General features: G+C 69.1%; 18 protein-coding genes, 2 tRNA genes and 1 pseudogene. 10 read left to right on the top strand and 11 right to left on the bottom strand.

The window, feature by feature from the left end:
* Position 1 precedes the first annotated feature (1 nt).
* From ACV530_RS08445 to ACV530_RS08430, 4 genes are read left to right on the top strand one after another with little or no spacing between them, the layout of a single operon-like run.
* A complete protein-coding gene (locus tag ACV530_RS08445) occupies positions 2–499 on the top strand; it encodes a roadblock/LC7 domain-containing protein (protein ID WP_494331784.1) in 498 nt (165 codons plus the stop codon).
* Positions 496–888, top strand: coding sequence for a DUF742 domain-containing protein (locus tag ACV530_RS08440; RefSeq protein WP_494331662.1), 393 nt, complete (start codon positions 496–498; stop codon positions 886–888). Before ACV530_RS08445 ends, ACV530_RS08440 begins: the two co-directional genes overlap by 4 nt.
* A complete protein-coding gene (locus tag ACV530_RS08435; protein ID WP_494331661.1) occupies positions 869–1,540 on the top strand; it encodes a GTP-binding protein in 672 nt (223 codons plus the stop codon). The genes ACV530_RS08440 and ACV530_RS08435 overlap by 20 nt, the downstream gene beginning before the upstream one ends.
* Positions 1,522–2,781, top strand: coding sequence for a styrene monooxygenase/indole monooxygenase family protein (locus ACV530_RS08430; protein WP_494331660.1), 1,260 nt, complete (start codon positions 1,522–1,524; stop codon positions 2,779–2,781). The genes ACV530_RS08435 and ACV530_RS08430 overlap by 19 nt, the downstream gene beginning before the upstream one ends.
* Here the strand turns inward: ACV530_RS08430 and ACV530_RS08425 are convergent.
* From ACV530_RS08425 to ACV530_RS08410, 4 genes are all read right to left on the bottom strand, one after another.
* A complete protein-coding gene (locus tag ACV530_RS08425) occupies positions 2,778–3,830 on the bottom strand; it encodes a C40 family peptidase (RefSeq protein ID WP_494331659.1) in 1,053 nt (350 codons plus the stop codon). The genes ACV530_RS08430 and ACV530_RS08425 overlap by 4 nt on opposite strands.
* Positions 3,831–3,935: 105 nt before the next feature.
* Complete coding sequence (locus tag ACV530_RS08420; RefSeq protein WP_494331658.1) at positions 3,936–4,223, bottom strand: DUF8847 domain-containing protein; 288 nt, start codon at positions 4,221–4,223, stop codon at positions 3,936–3,938.
* Positions 4,224–4,237: 14 nt separating this feature from the next.
* Complete coding sequence (locus ACV530_RS08415; RefSeq protein WP_494331657.1) at positions 4,238–5,008, bottom strand: TetR/AcrR family transcriptional regulator; 771 nt, start codon at positions 5,006–5,008, stop codon at positions 4,238–4,240.
* Positions 5,009–5,051: 43 nt separating this feature from the next.
* Positions 5,052–5,987 (bottom strand): AurF N-oxygenase family protein, encoded by a 936-nt coding sequence (locus ACV530_RS08410; RefSeq protein WP_494331656.1) that lies wholly within the window; start codon positions 5,985–5,987, stop codon positions 5,052–5,054.
* Positions 5,988–6,220: 233 nt separating this feature from the next.
* On the opposite strand from ACV530_RS08410, the gene ACV530_RS08405 reads away from it, so the two are divergent.
* Both ACV530_RS08405 and ACV530_RS08400 read left to right on the top strand, forming a co-directional pair.
* Positions 6,221–7,330, top strand: a complete 1,110-nt coding sequence (locus ACV530_RS08405) for a ferritin-like domain-containing protein (protein ID WP_494331655.1) — start codon at positions 6,221–6,223, stop codon at positions 7,328–7,330.
* A gap of 151 nt (positions 7,331–7,481) precedes the next feature.
* A complete protein-coding gene (locus ACV530_RS08400; RefSeq protein ID WP_494331654.1) occupies positions 7,482–8,300 on the top strand; it encodes a polysaccharide deacetylase family protein in 819 nt (272 codons plus the stop codon).
* Here the strand turns inward: ACV530_RS08400 and ACV530_RS08395 are convergent.
* The 5 genes from ACV530_RS08395 to ACV530_RS08375 form a co-directional block, all read right to left on the bottom strand.
* The gene (locus ACV530_RS08395) at positions 8,281–9,132 is read right to left on the bottom strand and encodes an SAM-dependent methyltransferase (protein WP_494331653.1); all 852 of its coding nucleotides are present in this window, start codon (positions 9,130–9,132) and stop codon (positions 8,281–8,283) included. The genes ACV530_RS08400 and ACV530_RS08395 overlap by 20 nt on opposite strands.
* A gap of 38 nt (positions 9,133–9,170) precedes the next feature.
* Positions 9,171–9,704 (bottom strand): AAA family ATPase, encoded by a 534-nt coding sequence (locus ACV530_RS08390; protein ID WP_494331652.1) that lies wholly within the window; start codon positions 9,702–9,704, stop codon positions 9,171–9,173.
* A gap of 106 nt (positions 9,705–9,810) precedes the next feature.
* A tRNA-Arg gene (locus tag ACV530_RS08385) sits at positions 9,811–9,883 on the bottom strand.
* A 675-nt stretch (positions 9,884–10,558) separates the two neighbouring features.
* Complete coding sequence (locus ACV530_RS08380) at positions 10,559–10,906, bottom strand: hypothetical protein (RefSeq protein WP_494331651.1); 348 nt, start codon at positions 10,904–10,906, stop codon at positions 10,559–10,561.
* A gap of 91 nt (positions 10,907–10,997) precedes the next feature.
* Positions 10,998–11,067 (bottom strand) — tRNA-Arg (locus tag ACV530_RS08375).
* Between the two features lie 109 nt (positions 11,068–11,176).
* Here ACV530_RS08375 and ACV530_RS08370 point away from each other — a divergent pair.
* Positions 11,177–12,103 carry a phosphotransferase family protein gene (locus ACV530_RS08370; RefSeq protein ID WP_494331650.1) on the top strand — a complete coding sequence of 309 codons (927 nt, stop codon included), beginning with the start codon at positions 11,177–11,179 and terminating at the stop codon, positions 12,101–12,103.
* A gap of 24 nt (positions 12,104–12,127) precedes the next feature.
* On the opposite strand, the gene ACV530_RS08365 is transcribed toward ACV530_RS08370, so the two are convergent.
* A complete protein-coding gene (locus ACV530_RS08365) occupies positions 12,128–13,513 on the bottom strand; it encodes a helix-turn-helix domain-containing protein (RefSeq protein ID WP_494331649.1) in 1,386 nt (461 codons plus the stop codon).
* Positions 13,514–13,768: 255 nt separating this feature from the next.
* On the opposite strand from ACV530_RS08365, the gene ACV530_RS08360 reads away from it, so the two are divergent.
* From ACV530_RS08360 to ACV530_RS08350, 3 genes are read left to right on the top strand one after another with little or no spacing between them, the layout of a single operon-like run.
* Positions 13,769–14,323: a bifunctional DNA primase/polymerase gene (locus ACV530_RS08360; protein WP_494331783.1), complete on the top strand. Its 555-nt coding sequence runs from the start codon at positions 13,769–13,771 to the stop codon at positions 14,321–14,323.
* A gap of 13 nt (positions 14,324–14,336) precedes the next feature.
* Positions 14,337–14,633, top strand: a complete 297-nt coding sequence (locus tag ACV530_RS08355; RefSeq protein WP_494331648.1) for a hypothetical protein — start codon at positions 14,337–14,339, stop codon at positions 14,631–14,633.
* A gap of 1 nt (position 14,634) precedes the next feature.
* Entirely contained in the window at positions 14,635–14,970 is a 336-nt protein-coding gene (locus tag ACV530_RS08350; protein WP_494331647.1) for a hypothetical protein, read from the top strand.
* Between the two features lie 194 nt (positions 14,971–15,164).
* Here the strand turns inward: ACV530_RS08350 and ACV530_RS08345 are convergent.
* A pseudogene (locus tag ACV530_RS08345) lies at positions 15,165–15,391 on the bottom strand (winged helix-turn-helix domain-containing protein); the annotation flags it as partial.
* Between the last annotated feature and the right edge of the window lie 183 nt (positions 15,392–15,574).

Raw genomic sequence — 15,574 nt, 5'->3', positions numbered from 1 at the left:
CATCGGCACCCCCGGCCCCGCGGAGGGGGCCGGGTACGGGCTGAGCCATGAGGCCCGCAATCTGCACTGGCTGCTGACGGACGTGGTCGACGAGGTGCCCGGAGTCAGGTCGGTCGCCGTGGTCTCCTCCGACGGCCTGCTGCTGCTCTCCTCCGACCCCGGGCACGTCACCCGTGGCGGGGACCACCCGCAGCAGGAGGGGCCGCGGAACTCGACCGCCGACCTCGCCACCATCGTCGCCGGGCTCGGCAGCCTGACCACCGGCGCCGCGGCCCTGATGGACGGGGGCACGGTCAAGCAGACGATGGTCGCCATGGAGGAGGGAAGCCTGTTCGTCATGACCATCAGCGACGGCTCGCTGCTGGGCGTCCACGCCGCCCCCGACTGCGACATGACCGTCGTCGCCTACCACATGGCGCTCTTCGTGGGCCGGGCCGGACACGTACTGACCCCCGAACTCCGCAGAGAGCTGCGGCAGTCGGTGGAGGCGGTCAGATGAGCCGCGTGCTGTTCGACCGCGGCCGGGGAAGCGCGCGGGTACGCCCGTACTCGCTCACCGGCGGTCGCACCCAGTGCGGGCACCTCCTGCTCGTCGAGAGCTTCGTCGGGTCGCTCGACGGCTCCGGCGAAGCGGAAGCCGCACCGGCCCCCGGCGGGCCGGCGCCGAAGGTGCTGCCCGAGGCGCGCGCCATCGTGGGGCTGTGCCGCAGGCTGCGCTCGGTCGCCGAGGTGTCCGCGCTGCTGAAGATGCCGCTGGGCGTCGTGCGCGTCCTGATCGGCGACTTGGCCGACCAGGGACGAATCCGCGTCTACGGCACCGGTCACGGCACCGGACGGCCCGACCGTGCGCTTCTCGAAAGGGTGCAGTGTGGACTTCGCAGGCTCTGAGACGATAGCGGGACACCCGGCCGGCCCGGACGAGGCGCAGAGCTGGCAGACCGACCGGACCCGGGCCCCCTCCGCCACGAAGATCGTGGTCGCGGGCGGCTTCGGCGTCGGCAAGACGACGTTCGTCGGCTCGGTCTCCGAGATCACCCCGCTGCGCACGGAAGCCGTGATGACGGTCGCCGGCCAGGCCGTGGACAACGCCGTCGAGGTCCCGGAGAAGGAAACCACCACCGTCGCCATGGACTTCGGGCGCATCACCCTCGAACCCGACCTGGTGCTCTACCTGTTCGGCACCCCCGGCCAGAAACGGTTCTGGTTCATGTGGGACGACCTGGTGCGGGGCGCGATCGGCGCGGTGGTCATGGTCGACACCCGGCGGCTGGAGGACTGCTTCCCGGCGCTCGACTACTTCGAGAGCAGCGGGATGCCGTACATCATCGCCGTCAACCACTTCGAGGGAACGGCCCGTTACGAGGCGGAGGAGGTGCGCGAGGCGCTCTCGCTGACCGAGGAGGTGCCGGTGCTGGTCATGGACGCCCGCAAGCGGATCACGGTCGTCGAGTCCCTGCTCACCCTCGTGGGCCGGGCCCTGGACATCACCCCCGAAGCACGGCGATGCGACGGATTCCCACAGTGCGACGGATTCTCATAGTCGGCGCCGGCCAGTCCGGCCTCCAGCTCGCCCTCGGCCTCCAGGCCCGGGGGTACGACGTGACCGTGATGTCGCCCCGCACGGCCGACGAGACGCGGCGCGGACGAGTCACCTCCACCCAGGTCATGTTCGCCGGCGCGCTGCGCCACGAGCGTGAACTCGGCCTCAACTTCTGGGAGGACCGCGCCCCGCGCGCCGAGGGCCTCGGCCTGTCGGTGGCCGCGCCCGCCGACGCGCCGGGCCGGGGTGTGCGGCGCATCGTCGACTGGGTGGGCCGCCTCGACGGCTACGCGCAGTCCGTGGACCAGCGGCTGAAGATGGCCGGCTGGCTCGACACCTTCGCCGCGCGCGGAGGCCGGCTGGTCGTCCACGCCGCCGCGGTCTCGGACCTCGACCATCTCGCGCCCCGCTACGACCTGGTGCTGGTCGCCGCGGGCAAGGGCGAGCTGGTGTCCGTCTTCGGCCGCGACGCCGCGCGCTCGCCGTACACCAGCCCGCAGCGCTGCCTCGCGCTCGCCTACGTCCACGGCCTGGGCCCCCGCCCCGAGCACCCGGAGTACGACGCGGTCCGCTGCAACATCGTCCCCGGCGTGGGCGAGTTGCTGGTCATCCCCACGCTCACCACCTCGGGCCGGGCCGACATCCTCTTCTGGGAAGGCCTGCCCGGCGGGCCGCTCGACACCTTCCGGGACGTCCGCGGTCCCGGCGAACACCTGGCCAGGATCCTGGAGCTGCTGGAACGGTTCACGCCGTGGGAGTACGGGCGCGCCACGCAGGTCGAACTCACCGACGCGAACGCCACGTTGGCCGGCCGCTACACGCCCACCGTGCGCGAGCCCGTCGGCCGGCTGCCGTCCGGCGGTCTCGTCCTCGGCGTCGCGGACGCCGTCGTCGTCAACGATCCGGTCACCGCCCAGGGCGCCAACTCGGCGGCCAAGTGCGCGGCTTCGTACCTGGACTCCATCGTCGAGCGCGGCGAGGAGCCGTTCGACGCCGCGTGGATGCGGTCGGCCTTCGACCGCTACTGGGCCGTCGCGCGGCACGCCACGAGGTGGACGAACGCGATGCTCGCGCCGCCGCCCGGGCATGTCCGGCGGCTCATCGGCGCGGCGGCCGGCCTGCAGCCGATCGCCGACCGCTTCGCCAACGGCTTCGACGACCCGTCGGACTTCGAGCACTACTTCTTCGACCCGGCGAAGACGGATGCGTATGTGAGGCGAGTGGCTGCCGCTTCTTCCTAGTCCTCGTCCTCCGCGGAATCGGGGCGTACCGCGCCCAGGACCGGGTTCGCGGCGATCGGGGAGACCTCCACGAACCCGCCCGGGTGGGGCGCGTGCACCACGAGCCCGTCCCCGAGGTAGAGCCCGACGTGGGTCGCGTCCCCGAAGTAGACGATCAGGTCGCCGGGCCGCAGCTGGTCGAGCGGCACGTGCGGCAGTCGCTGCCACTGTTCCTGGCTGGTGCGCGGGATCGGCTTCCCCGCGTGGGCCCACGCCTGGGAGGTGAGCCCGGAGCAGTCGAAGGAGTCGGGCCCCTCCGCACCCCACACATAGGGCTTGCCGAGCTGCCGGTAGGCGAAGTCCAGGGCCTTGCCGCCGCCGTCGGACGCCGGCGGCGCGGCACCGCCCAGCACGCCCGAGGCGAGCAGCTTGCGCTGGGCGTCGCCCGTGTCCTTCTGGTCCGCGCGCCGGAGTTCGGCGAGCTGTGCGCCGCTGAGCGAGGCGAGCAGCCGGTTGACCTCGGACAGCTGCCCGCGCACCGCGTCCCGCTGCTTGCGCTGCGCGGCGGCGAGGGCCTGCTGGGTGTCGAGGGCGTCCCGCGCCTGCCGGGCGAGTACGGCCGTATGCCGCTCGCCGTCGGTGAGCCCGTGGATCGCGGCGGCCCGGAGCCCGGCGGCCCGCCGGTACACGCGCTCCTGGTCCTGTGCCACCCGGGCGTCGCCGCCGAGCAGGAAGACCACGGTGGGGGAGAGCAGGGAGAACGCGCCCCGGTACTGCTCCCGCGCGAGCTCGCCCGCCGCCTCATGGCTGCCCGCCAGCGAGAGGCGGGCCCGGGCCAGCGCCTCGTCGGCCCTGCCGACGACGGCGCGCTGGCGGCGCAGTCTCTCGTCGGCCGCGTTGTACGCCTCGGTGGCCGCCTCCGTCTTGCGGTAGAGCGAGCGCAGCCGCTCGAGCAGCCCGGCGACCTGCCGGTCCGGCGGGTCCGCGGAGGCGGCCGGCACCGGTGCCGCGGTGGCGGCAGCGGCGACGAGCGCCAGGGCGCAGACGCACCGCGCGAACCGTCCCGACACGGGCTCACCTCCGGGGCATGATCGGGCCTCGGAAGGATCGTGTCCGGCGCGGTACTACTTATGACGGCCGGGCGGGCGAAACCGCCCGATCCGCCGATCTTCCGCTCAGCCGTGCGGACGCGATTGCCGTGACTGCCGTGACCACGGCCACCGCAGGCCGCTGCCGGGCTTGCCCTCGGGGTCGTACTCGTACTTCCAGCCCCTCGGCAGCCCCAGCCGGCGCGTCGTGCCCCCGGTGGCCCGCCGGTAGACGTACACGGTCGGCGGCCCGCCGTCCGCGTCCGGCACCGGGACCTCGTAGGTCTTCGGCGGCTGTCCGGTGGCACCCAGCAGCACGGGCAGCACCCGCCCGTCCAGGGGTCCGCCCACGAAGGGCACGTCCTCGCTTCTCACCCGACCAGTGTCGGTCAGGGTCCGTCCTGATGCGGAACGAGGGGGTGGTCCCCCAGGTCCCCCAGGTGCCCCGCCTCGGCGAAGACGGGGAGTACGCGGCGCGCCAGGCGTGCCACCGGGCCGTCGGCGGGCTCCGTGGCCAGGGCCGCGCGGGCCACCCGGTCGGTCTGCTCGTCGCTCGCGGCGGTCGTGACGAGCAGCGCCACGAAGTGGTCCACCAGCCAGTCCCGCAGCTCGGCCTGCGGGGGCTGCTTCTGCTCGTCCAGCCAGGTCAGCGAGGCGCCTTCGACCGCTGTGATCCAGCTGCGCACCATCATGCGCAGCCGCACCCCGGGCTCCGGGACCTGGAGGTGGGCGAGGATCTGCGCCGCCGCGGCCCGGCGCACCCGGTCCACTATGGCGCCGGTCCGGGAGGTCTCGACCACGCTGCCGCCCTGGAGCAGGGCGCTGAACCCGGTGTCGTGCTCGTCGACGAAGGCGAGGTAGCGGTCCAGCACCGCCGCCAGGCGGCCGGTGAGGGTGCCGGTCTGCGGCTCGGCGAAGCACAGTTCGAGGTCGTCGGCGGCACTGCGCAGGGCGGCCTCGTACAACTGGGCCTTGCCACCGGGGAAGTAGCGGTAGACGAGCGGCCGCGAGACGTCCGCCGCGGCGGCGACATCGTCCAGCGACACCTCCTCGGGCGCACGGTGCGCGAAGAGGCCGAGCGCGGCGGTGAGCAGCTGCGCGCGGCGCTCGGCGACGCCGAGCCTGCGGTAGGAGGCGGTTCCGCTGCCGGTGCCGGTCATGCCAGGCAGCGTAACGGGACGGACCCCGGGCCCGGGCGGTGGATCAGGCGAGCAGCCCCGAGCTGCGCCACAGCCGTCCGCCGGCTCCCTCCAGCAGCCCGACCTCGCCGAGGAAGTCGGTGAGCCGCTTCGCCCCCGCCCGCATCACCTCGCGGCGGTGACCGCTCGCCCTCACCTGGGCGACGGCCTCGCGGCGGTCGAGCCCCACGTTGGTGTACACGGCGGGGTTGATGAAGGCCCGGGAGAAGACGCGGGCCGCCTCGCCGCAGCTGACCCGGGTCAGATGGGCCTCCCAGCGCGGGCAGTTCACCATCTGGCGGCGCAGCTCCTCCCGCGCGTACCGCACGTGCCGGGCCTCCTCGACGACGTGGATGCGGGTGACGCCCCGTACGAGGGGCTGTATGCGCTCGTCCGGGAAGGTCAGCCGCTGCATGTAGTCGAGGATCTCCTCGCCCAGGAGGGTGCAGGCGAAGGAACCGGGCGTCGTGGACACGGTCTTGAGGAACCGGCCGAGGTTGTGGTGGAGCCGCGAGACGGGGTACGCGGGGCCGCCGCCGTGCTCGATCAGGCGGGCGAACATCTTCGAATGCCGGCACTCGTCGGCCAGCTCGGTCAGCGCATAGCGGACGTGCGAGCTGGTCGGGGGCTTGTCGTAGATGTGACGGACCAGCAGCTGCATCAGGATGAGCTCGAACCAGATCCCCAGCGAGGCGAGCGCCGCGGCCTCGTGCCGGGCCAGCTCCATGCGCTGCTCCTGTGGCATCCGGCGCCACAGCGGGGTCCCGTAGAGGGAGACCAGCTCCGGCGGCCAGTACCACTTGCCCTGCTCGGGCGGGGCGTCCCAGTCGAGTTCGGTGTCCGGGTCGTAGGAGTGCCGGGCGGAGGACTCGAGCAGCCGGAGCGCCAGCTGCTCGCGGTCCTTGAGCGGGCCGAGTGCGTCGTACGTCTCGCCGTACGTCTCGGTCGTTCTGTCTGCCATGGCCGTTCCCACCTCAGTCGGCACCGGGTCACCGCTTATGAGACTCCTTGTCAGCAAGCCAGTCAATCCCCTGGGACGCATGCGACACGAGCCCGGGACGCGAGCCCGCGACACGAGCCCGTGACCGCTCATTGACCCGGCGGTAACCCGCGTGTGAGCCTGCAATTCCGGAGTCTGCTCGGAGCGCTGCTTCGGAGTGCTGCTCCGGAGCGCTGCGAGGTAAGGAGGCGTCGATGACGACGCGACAGCTCTACGCACGCGACCCCGCCGAGTCCCTCTGGGAGGTCCCGGCGAGCGGTGCCGCCCGCTTCGGATGGGAGTACGAGGACGGCCGCGAACGCCTCCTCGCCCTCTACCAGAAGGGCAAGGACAAGCAGTGGGACGCCGGCAAGCGCATCGACTGGGACCTCGAGGTCGATCCGTACGACCCGCTCGGCGTCCCCGACAAGAACCTGACGCTCTACGGCACCCGGTACTGGGACATGATGAGCGAGGCCGAACGGAACGACCTGCGCCGCCACTTCGCCTCGTGGCAGTTCAGCCAGTTCCTCCACGGCGAGCAGGGCGCGCTGGTGTGCGCGAGCCGCATCGTGGAGTCCGTACCGGACATGGACGCGAAGTTCTACTCCGCGACGCAGGCCATGGACGAGGCGCGGCACGTGGAGATCTACAGCCGCTTCCTCCACGAGAAGGTCGGGATGCTCTACCCGATCAACGACAACCTCCAGTCGCTGCTCGGCGACACCCTGCGCGACTCCCGCTGGGACATGCCCTACCTCGGCATGCAGGTCCTCATCGAGGGCGTCGCCCTCGCCGCCTTCGGCATGCTGCGCGACAGCACCGACAGGCAGCTGCCCAAGCAGATCCTCACGTACGTGATGCAGGACGAGGCGCGGCACGTCGCCTTCGGCCGGCTGGCGCTGCGCGACTACTACAAGCAGCTGACGGACGCGGAACGCCGCGAGCGCGAGGAATTCGTCATCGAGGGCTGCTACTTGATGCGGGACCGGCTCCGCGGCGAAGAGGTGCTGAAGAACTTCGGCGTCGGCGACGCCGAGGCCGGCGAGCTGAGCGAGCAGTCGGAATTCCTCCAGGTGTTCCGCAAGCTGCTGTTCAGCCGCATCGTGCCGTGCGTGAAGGACATCGGCCTGTGGGGCGAACGGCTCCAGCAGGCATACGTCGACATGGGCGTCCTCGAACTGGGCGACGCCAGCCTCGACAAGCTGATGGCCCACGACGAGGAACTGGCCGACCAACTCGACGCCCAGCGCTTCGCCATGGAGGAGGAGGCCCGCAAGGCGGAGGTCGCACAGGTGATTGAAGAAGGAGGAACGCTGGAGTAACTATGGAGCAATCATGGACTTTTCACGCACTTGACGCCTGTTTTGTCACCGTTTTGTGAGCTCTGACGCATAACGGAACGCCTTGCGGTACAAGGACGTCTTCGCGGAGAGAAGGAAGAAGACGCAGGCGTATGAGGGAGTGGGGACGTCCATGGCTGAACTTACCGGACGGAGGCGGCACATCGCGGTGGCGGCCGGTGCGGGGCTGGCACTCGCCGCGGTGATAGGGGGATCCGTGGCCATGGCGACCCAGGACTCCCACGACTCCCGGGACCAGGTCGCCGCGAACACCGACGCCCGGCCCCCTCATGAACGCGGCAAGGCCGCCGCGCCGGATCCGTCCGGTTCTGGCTCGACCGGCCCGGTGTCCCCCGAGATCTCGCACGACAGCGAGACCGAGGGGAAGGTCGTCAACATCACCATCGACGACGGCCCGGACCCGGTCTGGACCCCGAAGATGCTGGAACTGCTGAGGAAGAACGACGCCAAGGCGACGTTCTGCATGATAGGACCGCGGGCCAAGGAGCACCCGGACCTCGTCAAGCAGGTCGTCGCCGAGGGGCACCGGCTCTGCGACCACTCCATCGACCACAACACCGCGATGGACAAGCGTCCCGAGGACTACCAGAAGCGGCAGATCCTCGACGCCCAGAAGATGATCGAGGACGCGGCGGGCGACGGCACGAAGGTGCGGTACTACCGCGCCCCGGGCGGTGCCTTCACCCCGTACAGCCGCGAGCTCGCCGCCGAGCACGGCATGCGCCCGCTGGGCTGGCAGGTCGACTCCCGTGACTGGCAGCGCCCGGGCGTGATGCGCATTGAGGAAACGGTCAAGCGCGAGCTCCGCAACGGCCCGACGATCCTCTTCCACGACGGTGGCGGCGACCGGAGCCAGACGGCCGCCGCGCTTGGCGAAACGCTTCCCTGGCTGAAGCAGCAGGGCTACGGCTTCAGTTTCCCGAAGATCTGACGCCGCCGCCCGTCTTCCGCCCCACGCCCCCGTACATCGCCACGTCCTCGCTCTCCTCGCTTTCCGCCCCGGCCCGCCAGCGCGAGCAGGACACCACCCCCGGCTCCAGCAGCTCAAGCCCGTCGAAGAACCGCGCGACTTCGGCGGGCGTGCGCTGGGTGAGCTTCGGCGTCCCGTTCTCGTTCCAGAACGCGACCGCGGCGTCCACGTCGTCGAGCCCCGGACCGGTGATGGTGTGTGAGAGGACCAGGTAACTGCCGTGGGGCAGCGCCTCCATCAACCGCCGTACGACGCCGTACGCTTCATCGTCGTCCTCGAGGAAGATCACCACACCGAGCAGCATCAGCGCGACGGGCTCACCGAAGTCCAGGGTCTTGGCGGCATGTTGGAGGATGTGTTCCACATCCCGCAGGTCGGCGTCGAGGTAATCCGTCACCCCCTCCGGCGTGCTGGTGAGCAGCGCCCGCGCATGGGCGAGCACCAGCGGGTCGTTGTCGACGTAGACGATCCGCGACTCCGGCGCCACCCGCTGGGCGACCTCGTGCGTGTTGTCCGCGGTGGGCAGCCCGGTCCCGATGTCCAGGAACTGCCGGATCCCCGCCTCCTCGGCCAGATACCGCACCGCCCGCCCCAGGAACGCCCGGTCGGCACGCGCGTACTCCCCGATCCCCGGATGCAGCCGCCGAATCCCCTCACCGGCCTCGGCATCCACCGGGTAGTTGTCCTTGCCGCCCAGCCAGTAGTTCCAGATCCGGGCCGTGTGCGCCCGGGAGGTGTCGATACGACTGCCGATCCGCTCGGCGGCGTCATGGGTCGTTTCAAAGTCGGTCACACGGCTAAACCTAATACTCCCCGGTAACGCGAACTCCCTTACCCGACCCAGTTGGTGGCGGCGACCACCTCCCGCGCGATGTCCGCGACGCCCCGTCCGTCCGTCACCACTCGCACGGTATCCGCGGAAACCCGCTGGTCCAGGAACCGCGCCTTGCGCACCCCGCCCTCCACCTCCCGCTCCAGCCCGGACCCGAGCTCCCGTCCCGCCAGCCGCTCACGGGCAGTGGCATCGGAGGCGGTGAGCAGAACCCGGGTGATCCGCACCCCCGCCCCCAGCGCACGCTCGAACATGCCCGTCGTCTCGGGCAGCACGCTCATGGTGTTCGTGTAGACCAGGCGCCGGTAACCGCGCCCGGCGAAGTTCGCCCACACAGCGGTCAGATTGCTCTCGGTGATCTCCGATCGATGAGGATCCCCCTCCGGCGCCGGATGCACCTGCCCCATAAAGTCACCCTCGATCACCGCATGAGGCACCTCCGCCGCACGAAGCAGCTCCGACACCTCCCACCCCACGGTCGTCTTGCCGACCCCGGCCCGCCCTCCGATGAGCAGCACTTCCGCATGATCCATGCCACCCAAGCTGCCAGCCCACGACCGCCCCGCGCGACCCGATATCGAACCGCCCGGAACATGCCGAAGGCCCGCCCCGAATGATCGGGGCGGGCCTTCGCTACTGTGCGCTCGGCAGGATTCGAACCTGCAACCTCTTGATCCGTAGTCAAGTGCTCTATCCGTTAAGCTACGAGCGCTTGTGCCTGTTGGAGTGGGGTTCCCCGCTCCGTCGGGCTTGCGGAAACAAGACTACACGGCCGAATGGCCTGCGATGACCATGTGCCTGTGCGTGCAGAGTCCGTTACGTTCGGTCCCCGGTGGGTCAGTGCGGCTCTTCGGGGCCTCCCGGAGTCGGCCCGACTATCGGTGCTGCTACTTCGGGAGGCAGGGCCCCGGCCAACTGCCTGGTCACGACCTCGGTTTCCTGGCGCGATGCCTCGGCCTCTCTGCGCGCCACCTGGCCGGTCTGCGCTCCGAAATATGCGCCGACCACTACTCCGATGACACCGGTGACGCCGGAAAACATCCCTGGCACGTCATTCCGGTCTGCAACCCAGAGAGTCAAGCCATACGCAATGAGAATCGCAGCGAGGCCGCCCACCGCCACCCAGAGCCCGTAACTCCAGCGCCCCGAGTCGGGTGAGCCGTCTGGCTTTGTGGTGCGTTCTTGGTTTGTTTCGGATGCCGACATCATGGGTCAGCTCCTTCTTGCGACCTTCTTGCGCGAGGGCGTTCATTTCCCAGTCTCGGCACTGCCTGCGCACAAGGGCAACCGCTGGTCGTGCGAGCAAGGAAGCTGATGAAGCCTCGTCCGCCGAGGACGTCGAACTCCCGTAGTCCGCCTTCCCAGTTGGCCGGCCAAAACCACTTGGTTACAGCCCGGCCTCTGCCTCGGCCGTCTCCCGGATGCTACGGATCTCGGTCATCGCCGCCGCCGGGTCCCCTTCGCCCGAGTCCACGATCTGCTCCAGTTCGCGGAATCGCGCGGCGCGGACGGGATGTCGCTGGATGGCGACGAACACGGCCCATGAGTGGATGAAGGCTCTCAGAGGCGCGAGGCTCTGTGTCTGCTGGGCGTTCGTCGTCGCCTCGAACAGATGCTGGGTGAGCCCGGGGATCTTGCTGGGCGCGATCCGGGCCACGGCGGCTCGCAGGGCGTCGGGGGTGAGTTCGGGCATCGGGATCAGTGGCCCGTACGAGTCTTCAGGCTGTGCGCTCATGGTGCCCTCCGGGGTGGTTTTGGCCCGTACGCCAAAACCCCACCGCAGTGTTTCCACTGTCGGCGGGGTTTTCACGGCACTTCCTACGAAGTGCCCCCGGCAGGATTCGAACCTGCGCACACGGCTCCGGAGGCCGCGTGTGCCGACAGCGTCCCGACGGCGTTGACCTGGCGACGAAGCGGGTCGGACGACTTTCCGTGAGGAAGCTATCACGCTATTACAACGTGGAGGGGCTGACGTTGAGGTGAAGCGGACGATAGCGTCGATCGCATGATCTCGGACGAGGGCGGGGCTCGAGGCGGCATGACCGACTTCACAGAGCAGAGGGCGGGGATCGCTCTCGAGGAGGCCTGCACAGCCGCCGGTCTGGTGACCTCGGGTGCCGAGCTGGTGAGGCTGGGATCCAACGCGGTGTACCGGCTGGCTGCCGACCCGGTGATCGTCCGGATTGCGCGTGATCCTCATGCCCTCGAGGAGATGCAGCGGGCCGTACGGGTCGCGCGGTGGCTGGAGACGGAGGGCTTCCCCGCAACGCGTCTGCTGCCTGGCGTGCGGCAGCCCATGACGGCTGGTGGCCGGGTCGTCACGTTCTGGCAGAGCGATCAGGACCGCGAGGAGTACGCCACCGTGGAGGAGCTGGCGGATCTGCTCCGTCGGCTCCACTGGCTGGAGGAGCCGGAGGCACTGGGGCTGTCGTACTTCGATCCGTTCGCGAAGGTGTGGGCCTCGCTGCAGAACCTGGATGGCGTGCCGGCAGACGACCGGGCGTTCCTGGAGAAGCGGGCCGCCAAGCTGAACAAGGACTACGACCAGCTGGACTTTGTCCTGCCCTTCGGCGTCATCCACGGGGACGCGAACATAGGCAACGTGCTGCGAGGGCGGGACGGCCAGGCCGTGCTCATCGACCTCGACGGGTTCGCCCTCGCGCCTCGCGAGTGGGACCTCGTACTCACTGCGATCTACTACGACCGGTTCGGGTGGCACAGTCGGCAGCAGTACGAGGCCTTCGTCCACCGTTATGGGTTCGACGTCATGAACTGGCCGGGCTATGAAGTGCTCGCCGATGTCCGAGAGTTGATGATGGCGCTCTGGATTGGGCACCAGGTCTCGACGAGCCCGAAGTCGGCAGAGGAGTTCAATCGGCGCGTGAACGCGCTGAGGACGGACGGGAGTCGGAAGGACTGGCGGGCGTTCTAGCGACGTGCCTCACCAACCAGGTGGTCACCTGCGCTGAGCGCTGGCCGCAGCCCATAGACGGTGCTCGGCCACCTGGCCGTAGAAGTCGCGGATGCTGGACGTTTCTCCGCAGGAGGCAAGATGGCTTCGGAACTCGGCCAGGTAGGCGACGCAGCGCGCCGACTTGAGTTGCTCCCCGAGGTCCAAAGCATCGACGGCGACACGGCAGGCTTCCTCAGGCTCCCCCGCGCGGAGGTGTGCATCCGCCAGGACCATCGTCGCGAAGAAGTCGCTGCGTACGTGCTTACCGCTCATTGCCTGCTCGGCATGGGCCACCGCTTGACGTGCACTGTCGACGTCGCGGAAGCAGTGGGCGGCTTCGGCGGCAAGCTCGGCTTCGTCGAAGTACGTGATCCACTCCGGCTCGTCTCCGTCGTTCCGACTCTCCAGGGCTTTCGTGGCCTCGGACAGAGCCAGTTCGCATGCACGCGTGTCGCCGATGCGGGCCAGCGCGCGAGCCTCCATGGCGTGGAACTGCGCCATGAGCGTGGGGGTAGCCACGCCGGAGATACCCATCCGTGCCGCGCGGGCGAGCGTTGCCCCCTCGGTGAAGTGACCGAGGAATGTTGCTTGATGGCTCATGGCGGACAGGATGCTGCCAGCCAGTCGGCGGTCATTGCCGTCCTGGGCCAGTCGGAGGGCTTGGAGTAAGTACCGCTGAGCCAGCCCGTGATGGCACGCGTCGTAACACATCCACCCTGCCAGAAGAGTGGACTCCGCAACGGTGGCGAACAGGGCACGGCCTACGGGTTCCGAGTAGCGGCCCCGGAGCAGTGGGGCGACGTCACGGCTCAGGTACTGCACGAGTGACTGCCGTGCGTGATCACCGCCGAAGCGGTCGTCCAGTTGGGCAAAGACACCAGTGGTCGTCTTGATTGTCGCCACGTCTGCGAGCCCTACTCGCGCGTCGGCGCTCTTAGCAGCCGCAGGGAACGAAGGGGCCGGTGCCACAAGCCAACGGAGGGAGGCTTCGTTCCACGCGGGCGCAGACGGCTCAGACATGATCAGCGGCTCGAAGCCATGCACATCTGCCCGCCAGAGTTGATCAACGGCACTGATCGCAGCTTCTGGGCTCGGAGGGTAACTGGTCTCCAGAAGCTCGGCGTGGTTGCTCGAGATGTGGTGTAGCCCGAGCTCGGCAGCGGTCACGCCGAGCGCTTCGCAGATGATCGGCCCGTAGAACTCGTCCGGGATGCTGTGCTCGTTCTCCCAGCTGGCGACCCGGCGCTTCACGCCCTCATCGGAGGGCAGGGACTTGCCGTGCCGCGCTGCGGCAGCGCGCATCTCGGAGATCAGACGTAGCTGACTCCAACCACGGCCTTTACGGGCCTCCCGCAAGCGCACCCCGAAGGGTTGTACGGGATCAGTCATGGCCGGCTCCATCGGTGGGGCCCAGTACCTGTGACCGTCACCTCACTCAATGTACGCACGTGAGGCCCGTTGTATATGCCATTCCCCAACAACACCCCTGGCTGCGAGGGAGGATGGGGGTGACGTGTTGGAGCGAGCCACGTCACCCCACGTCACCTCTCGTCATCTGCCCTGGCCAGGGCCTGGCGACGAGGCTGGTCACACGGCGGCTGGATGGCCGTCGTCGTGTTCCAACTGAGGTGAGACGACGTGCAGATGATGACCAGGCGCGCGCTCGAATGGCTGTCTGCGGCGGCTGCCAAGCCGGGGGAGTGCCGTGAGATCTGGGCGGACGACCCGCGTAGGCCGTTCGCTCTTGAGGCCGGGACTCTCTTCGACGTGGTGGTGGTCAACCAGCGTCTCGGTATGGAGGCCTTCGACCAGCTTGACCGCAGGAGGCTGCCACTCGGCCCGGTTGAGATCGATCGGGCGGCGAAGAAGGTGGGTTTCTTCCTGCCGCCGAATTCGCGGGAGTGGTTCCGCCTCCAGGTGACCTGCGAGACGGAGGATCCTCCTGACTATCGGTACCTCGACGCCGACTTCGACTGCACGGTGGTGGTTCCCGGCCCGATGTCGCTGTCTGGTGATCGCTACGAGTGGTTGTGTGCGCCGTCACGGCAACCGGACGAGAGCCCGGTCCGGGCGATTGCCCTTGCACTGATGCTCGTGTCCGCGGCTGAACTGCTCGCGCGAGCGGACCGATACGGCGACGAGCAGGTACGGGCCCCAGAGCTGGAGAGCACGAAGCCGGCGGTGCCTGATGGAGCGTGAAGGTGACGACCTCATGGACGGCGCACGCTGGTCGCCGATCGACAGCACCGAGTGGTACGCCGCGCGCGAAGCGACTGCTGCACTGCGAGATGTGCTGATCGCAGCTGAGCTGGAGAAGGGCTTCCCCTACTTGCGGGCTGACCTCAATGCGTTCGGGCATGGGCTCGTCGAGCTGGGGCGGATCTCACCAGAGACGGCTGAGCGGCTGGCGCAGCTGTTGAACCTGGCACTGCACTGTCCGCATGACTTCCACGAGATGGACGACGCCTGCGAGGCACAGCCCAACGAGCCCAGCCGGAGGAGGCACTGACGTGACGGACCCACGAGGTGTGTGCGCAAAGCGGGCCGAAGCGCTCGATCCTGGGGTGCCCTACGTACGGGGTTGGATCGCGGCAAGGCGCGGGGCTGATGCGCTCGCGGAGAAGCTGCGGCTGCTCGGCCTGGAGTCGGACTTCCCGATGCTGAAGGCTGACGTGAACGTTGGCGGTGACGGCATCGTCCAACTCGGCGCCGTACGGCCCGAGGTGGCGCGCTTGCTGGTCGAGCTCATCACCGTCGGCCTGACGATGGAGATGGCTGCACAGCCTGGCCTGCGCCGTCTGACATCGAGCCTCGGGACGCGCCGGCGTCCTGATTCCCTCCCCTGAACTTGGTCGCCTCGAGCTGCTCCGCTGAGGCGACCGAAGCAAGCCCGGCCCTGTACGCCGTTGCCTCCCCCTTCGGCGTGTGGGGCCGGGCGGTTGTGTTGGTGTGGGCAAGACTGGTTGATCACCGCTTTAGGAGTTGGGCTTGTTCCGCTTTGACGGACACATTGGTTGTGTCGGTCAAAGCGGAACAAGCCCAGCTTGCACACCCCTTGAGTTGTGTAAGTCGTGTGGAACCGCCGCCTGATCACGGTCTTGACCCGGGCCAGCGTCCAGCGCTGGTCGGGCTAGCCATGAGCCACAGGCCCCTGACCAGCTTCCGCTCCAGCACAGCGGACTGGGCCTCGTCCGGTCTCGGCAACGAGGCGGGTCCTTTGGGCCGCAAGGCTCTTGGGCCTCCGGCCCGCCAGTCCTTGCGCCACCGATCGCACATGGACTCGTAGCCCTTCGCGAGATGCGGTGCAGCCAACGCCCAGTGGAAGCGATCCCGACCAGGGCCGGTAGCCACCTCTGGTGCCGTCAAAGCTCGCCTCCAGACGGCGACCAGCCGAACCGTGGCAAAGAGCTGACCGTGCGCAACATGACGTGACACACTACGCCTAGCTGC

This window comes from Streptomyces sp. SX-6, assembly GCF_059089585.1.
Note: the sequence above shows the minus strand (reverse complement) of the source record. Positions and strands in the feature narration are given on the sequence as shown.

Excerpts from the sequence above, each read along its gene's own strand:
- ACV530_RS08440 (WP_494331662.1), top strand. The coding sequence starts at position 496 with ATGAGCCGCGTGCTGTTCGACCGCGGCCGGGGAAGCGCGCGGGTACGC.
- ACV530_RS08415 (WP_494331657.1), bottom strand. The coding sequence starts at position 5,008 with ATGACCGGCACCGGCAGCGGAACCGCCTCCTACCGCAGGCTCGGCGTC.
- ACV530_RS08410 (WP_494331656.1), bottom strand. The coding sequence starts at position 5,987 with ATGGCAGACAGAACGACCGAGACGTACGGCGAGACGTACGACGCACTC.
- ACV530_RS08405 (WP_494331655.1), top strand. The coding sequence starts at position 6,221 with ATGACGACGCGACAGCTCTACGCACGCGACCCCGCCGAGTCCCTCTGG.
- ACV530_RS08400 (WP_494331654.1), top strand. The coding sequence starts at position 7,482 with ATGGCTGAACTTACCGGACGGAGGCGGCACATCGCGGTGGCGGCCGGT.
- ACV530_RS08390 (WP_494331652.1), bottom strand. The coding sequence starts at position 9,704 with ATGGATCATGCGGAAGTGCTGCTCATCGGAGGGCGGGCCGGGGTCGGC.
- ACV530_RS08380 (WP_494331651.1), bottom strand. The coding sequence starts at position 10,906 with ATGAGCGCACAGCCTGAAGACTCGTACGGGCCACTGATCCCGATGCCC.
- ACV530_RS08370 (WP_494331650.1), top strand. The coding sequence starts at position 11,177 with ATGATCTCGGACGAGGGCGGGGCTCGAGGCGGCATGACCGACTTCACA.
- ACV530_RS08365 (WP_494331649.1), bottom strand. The coding sequence starts at position 13,513 with ATGACTGATCCCGTACAACCCTTCGGGGTGCGCTTGCGGGAGGCCCGT.
- ACV530_RS08360 (WP_494331783.1), top strand. The coding sequence starts at position 13,769 with ATGATGACCAGGCGCGCGCTCGAATGGCTGTCTGCGGCGGCTGCCAAG.
- ACV530_RS08355 (WP_494331648.1), top strand. The coding sequence starts at position 14,337 with ATGGACGGCGCACGCTGGTCGCCGATCGACAGCACCGAGTGGTACGCC.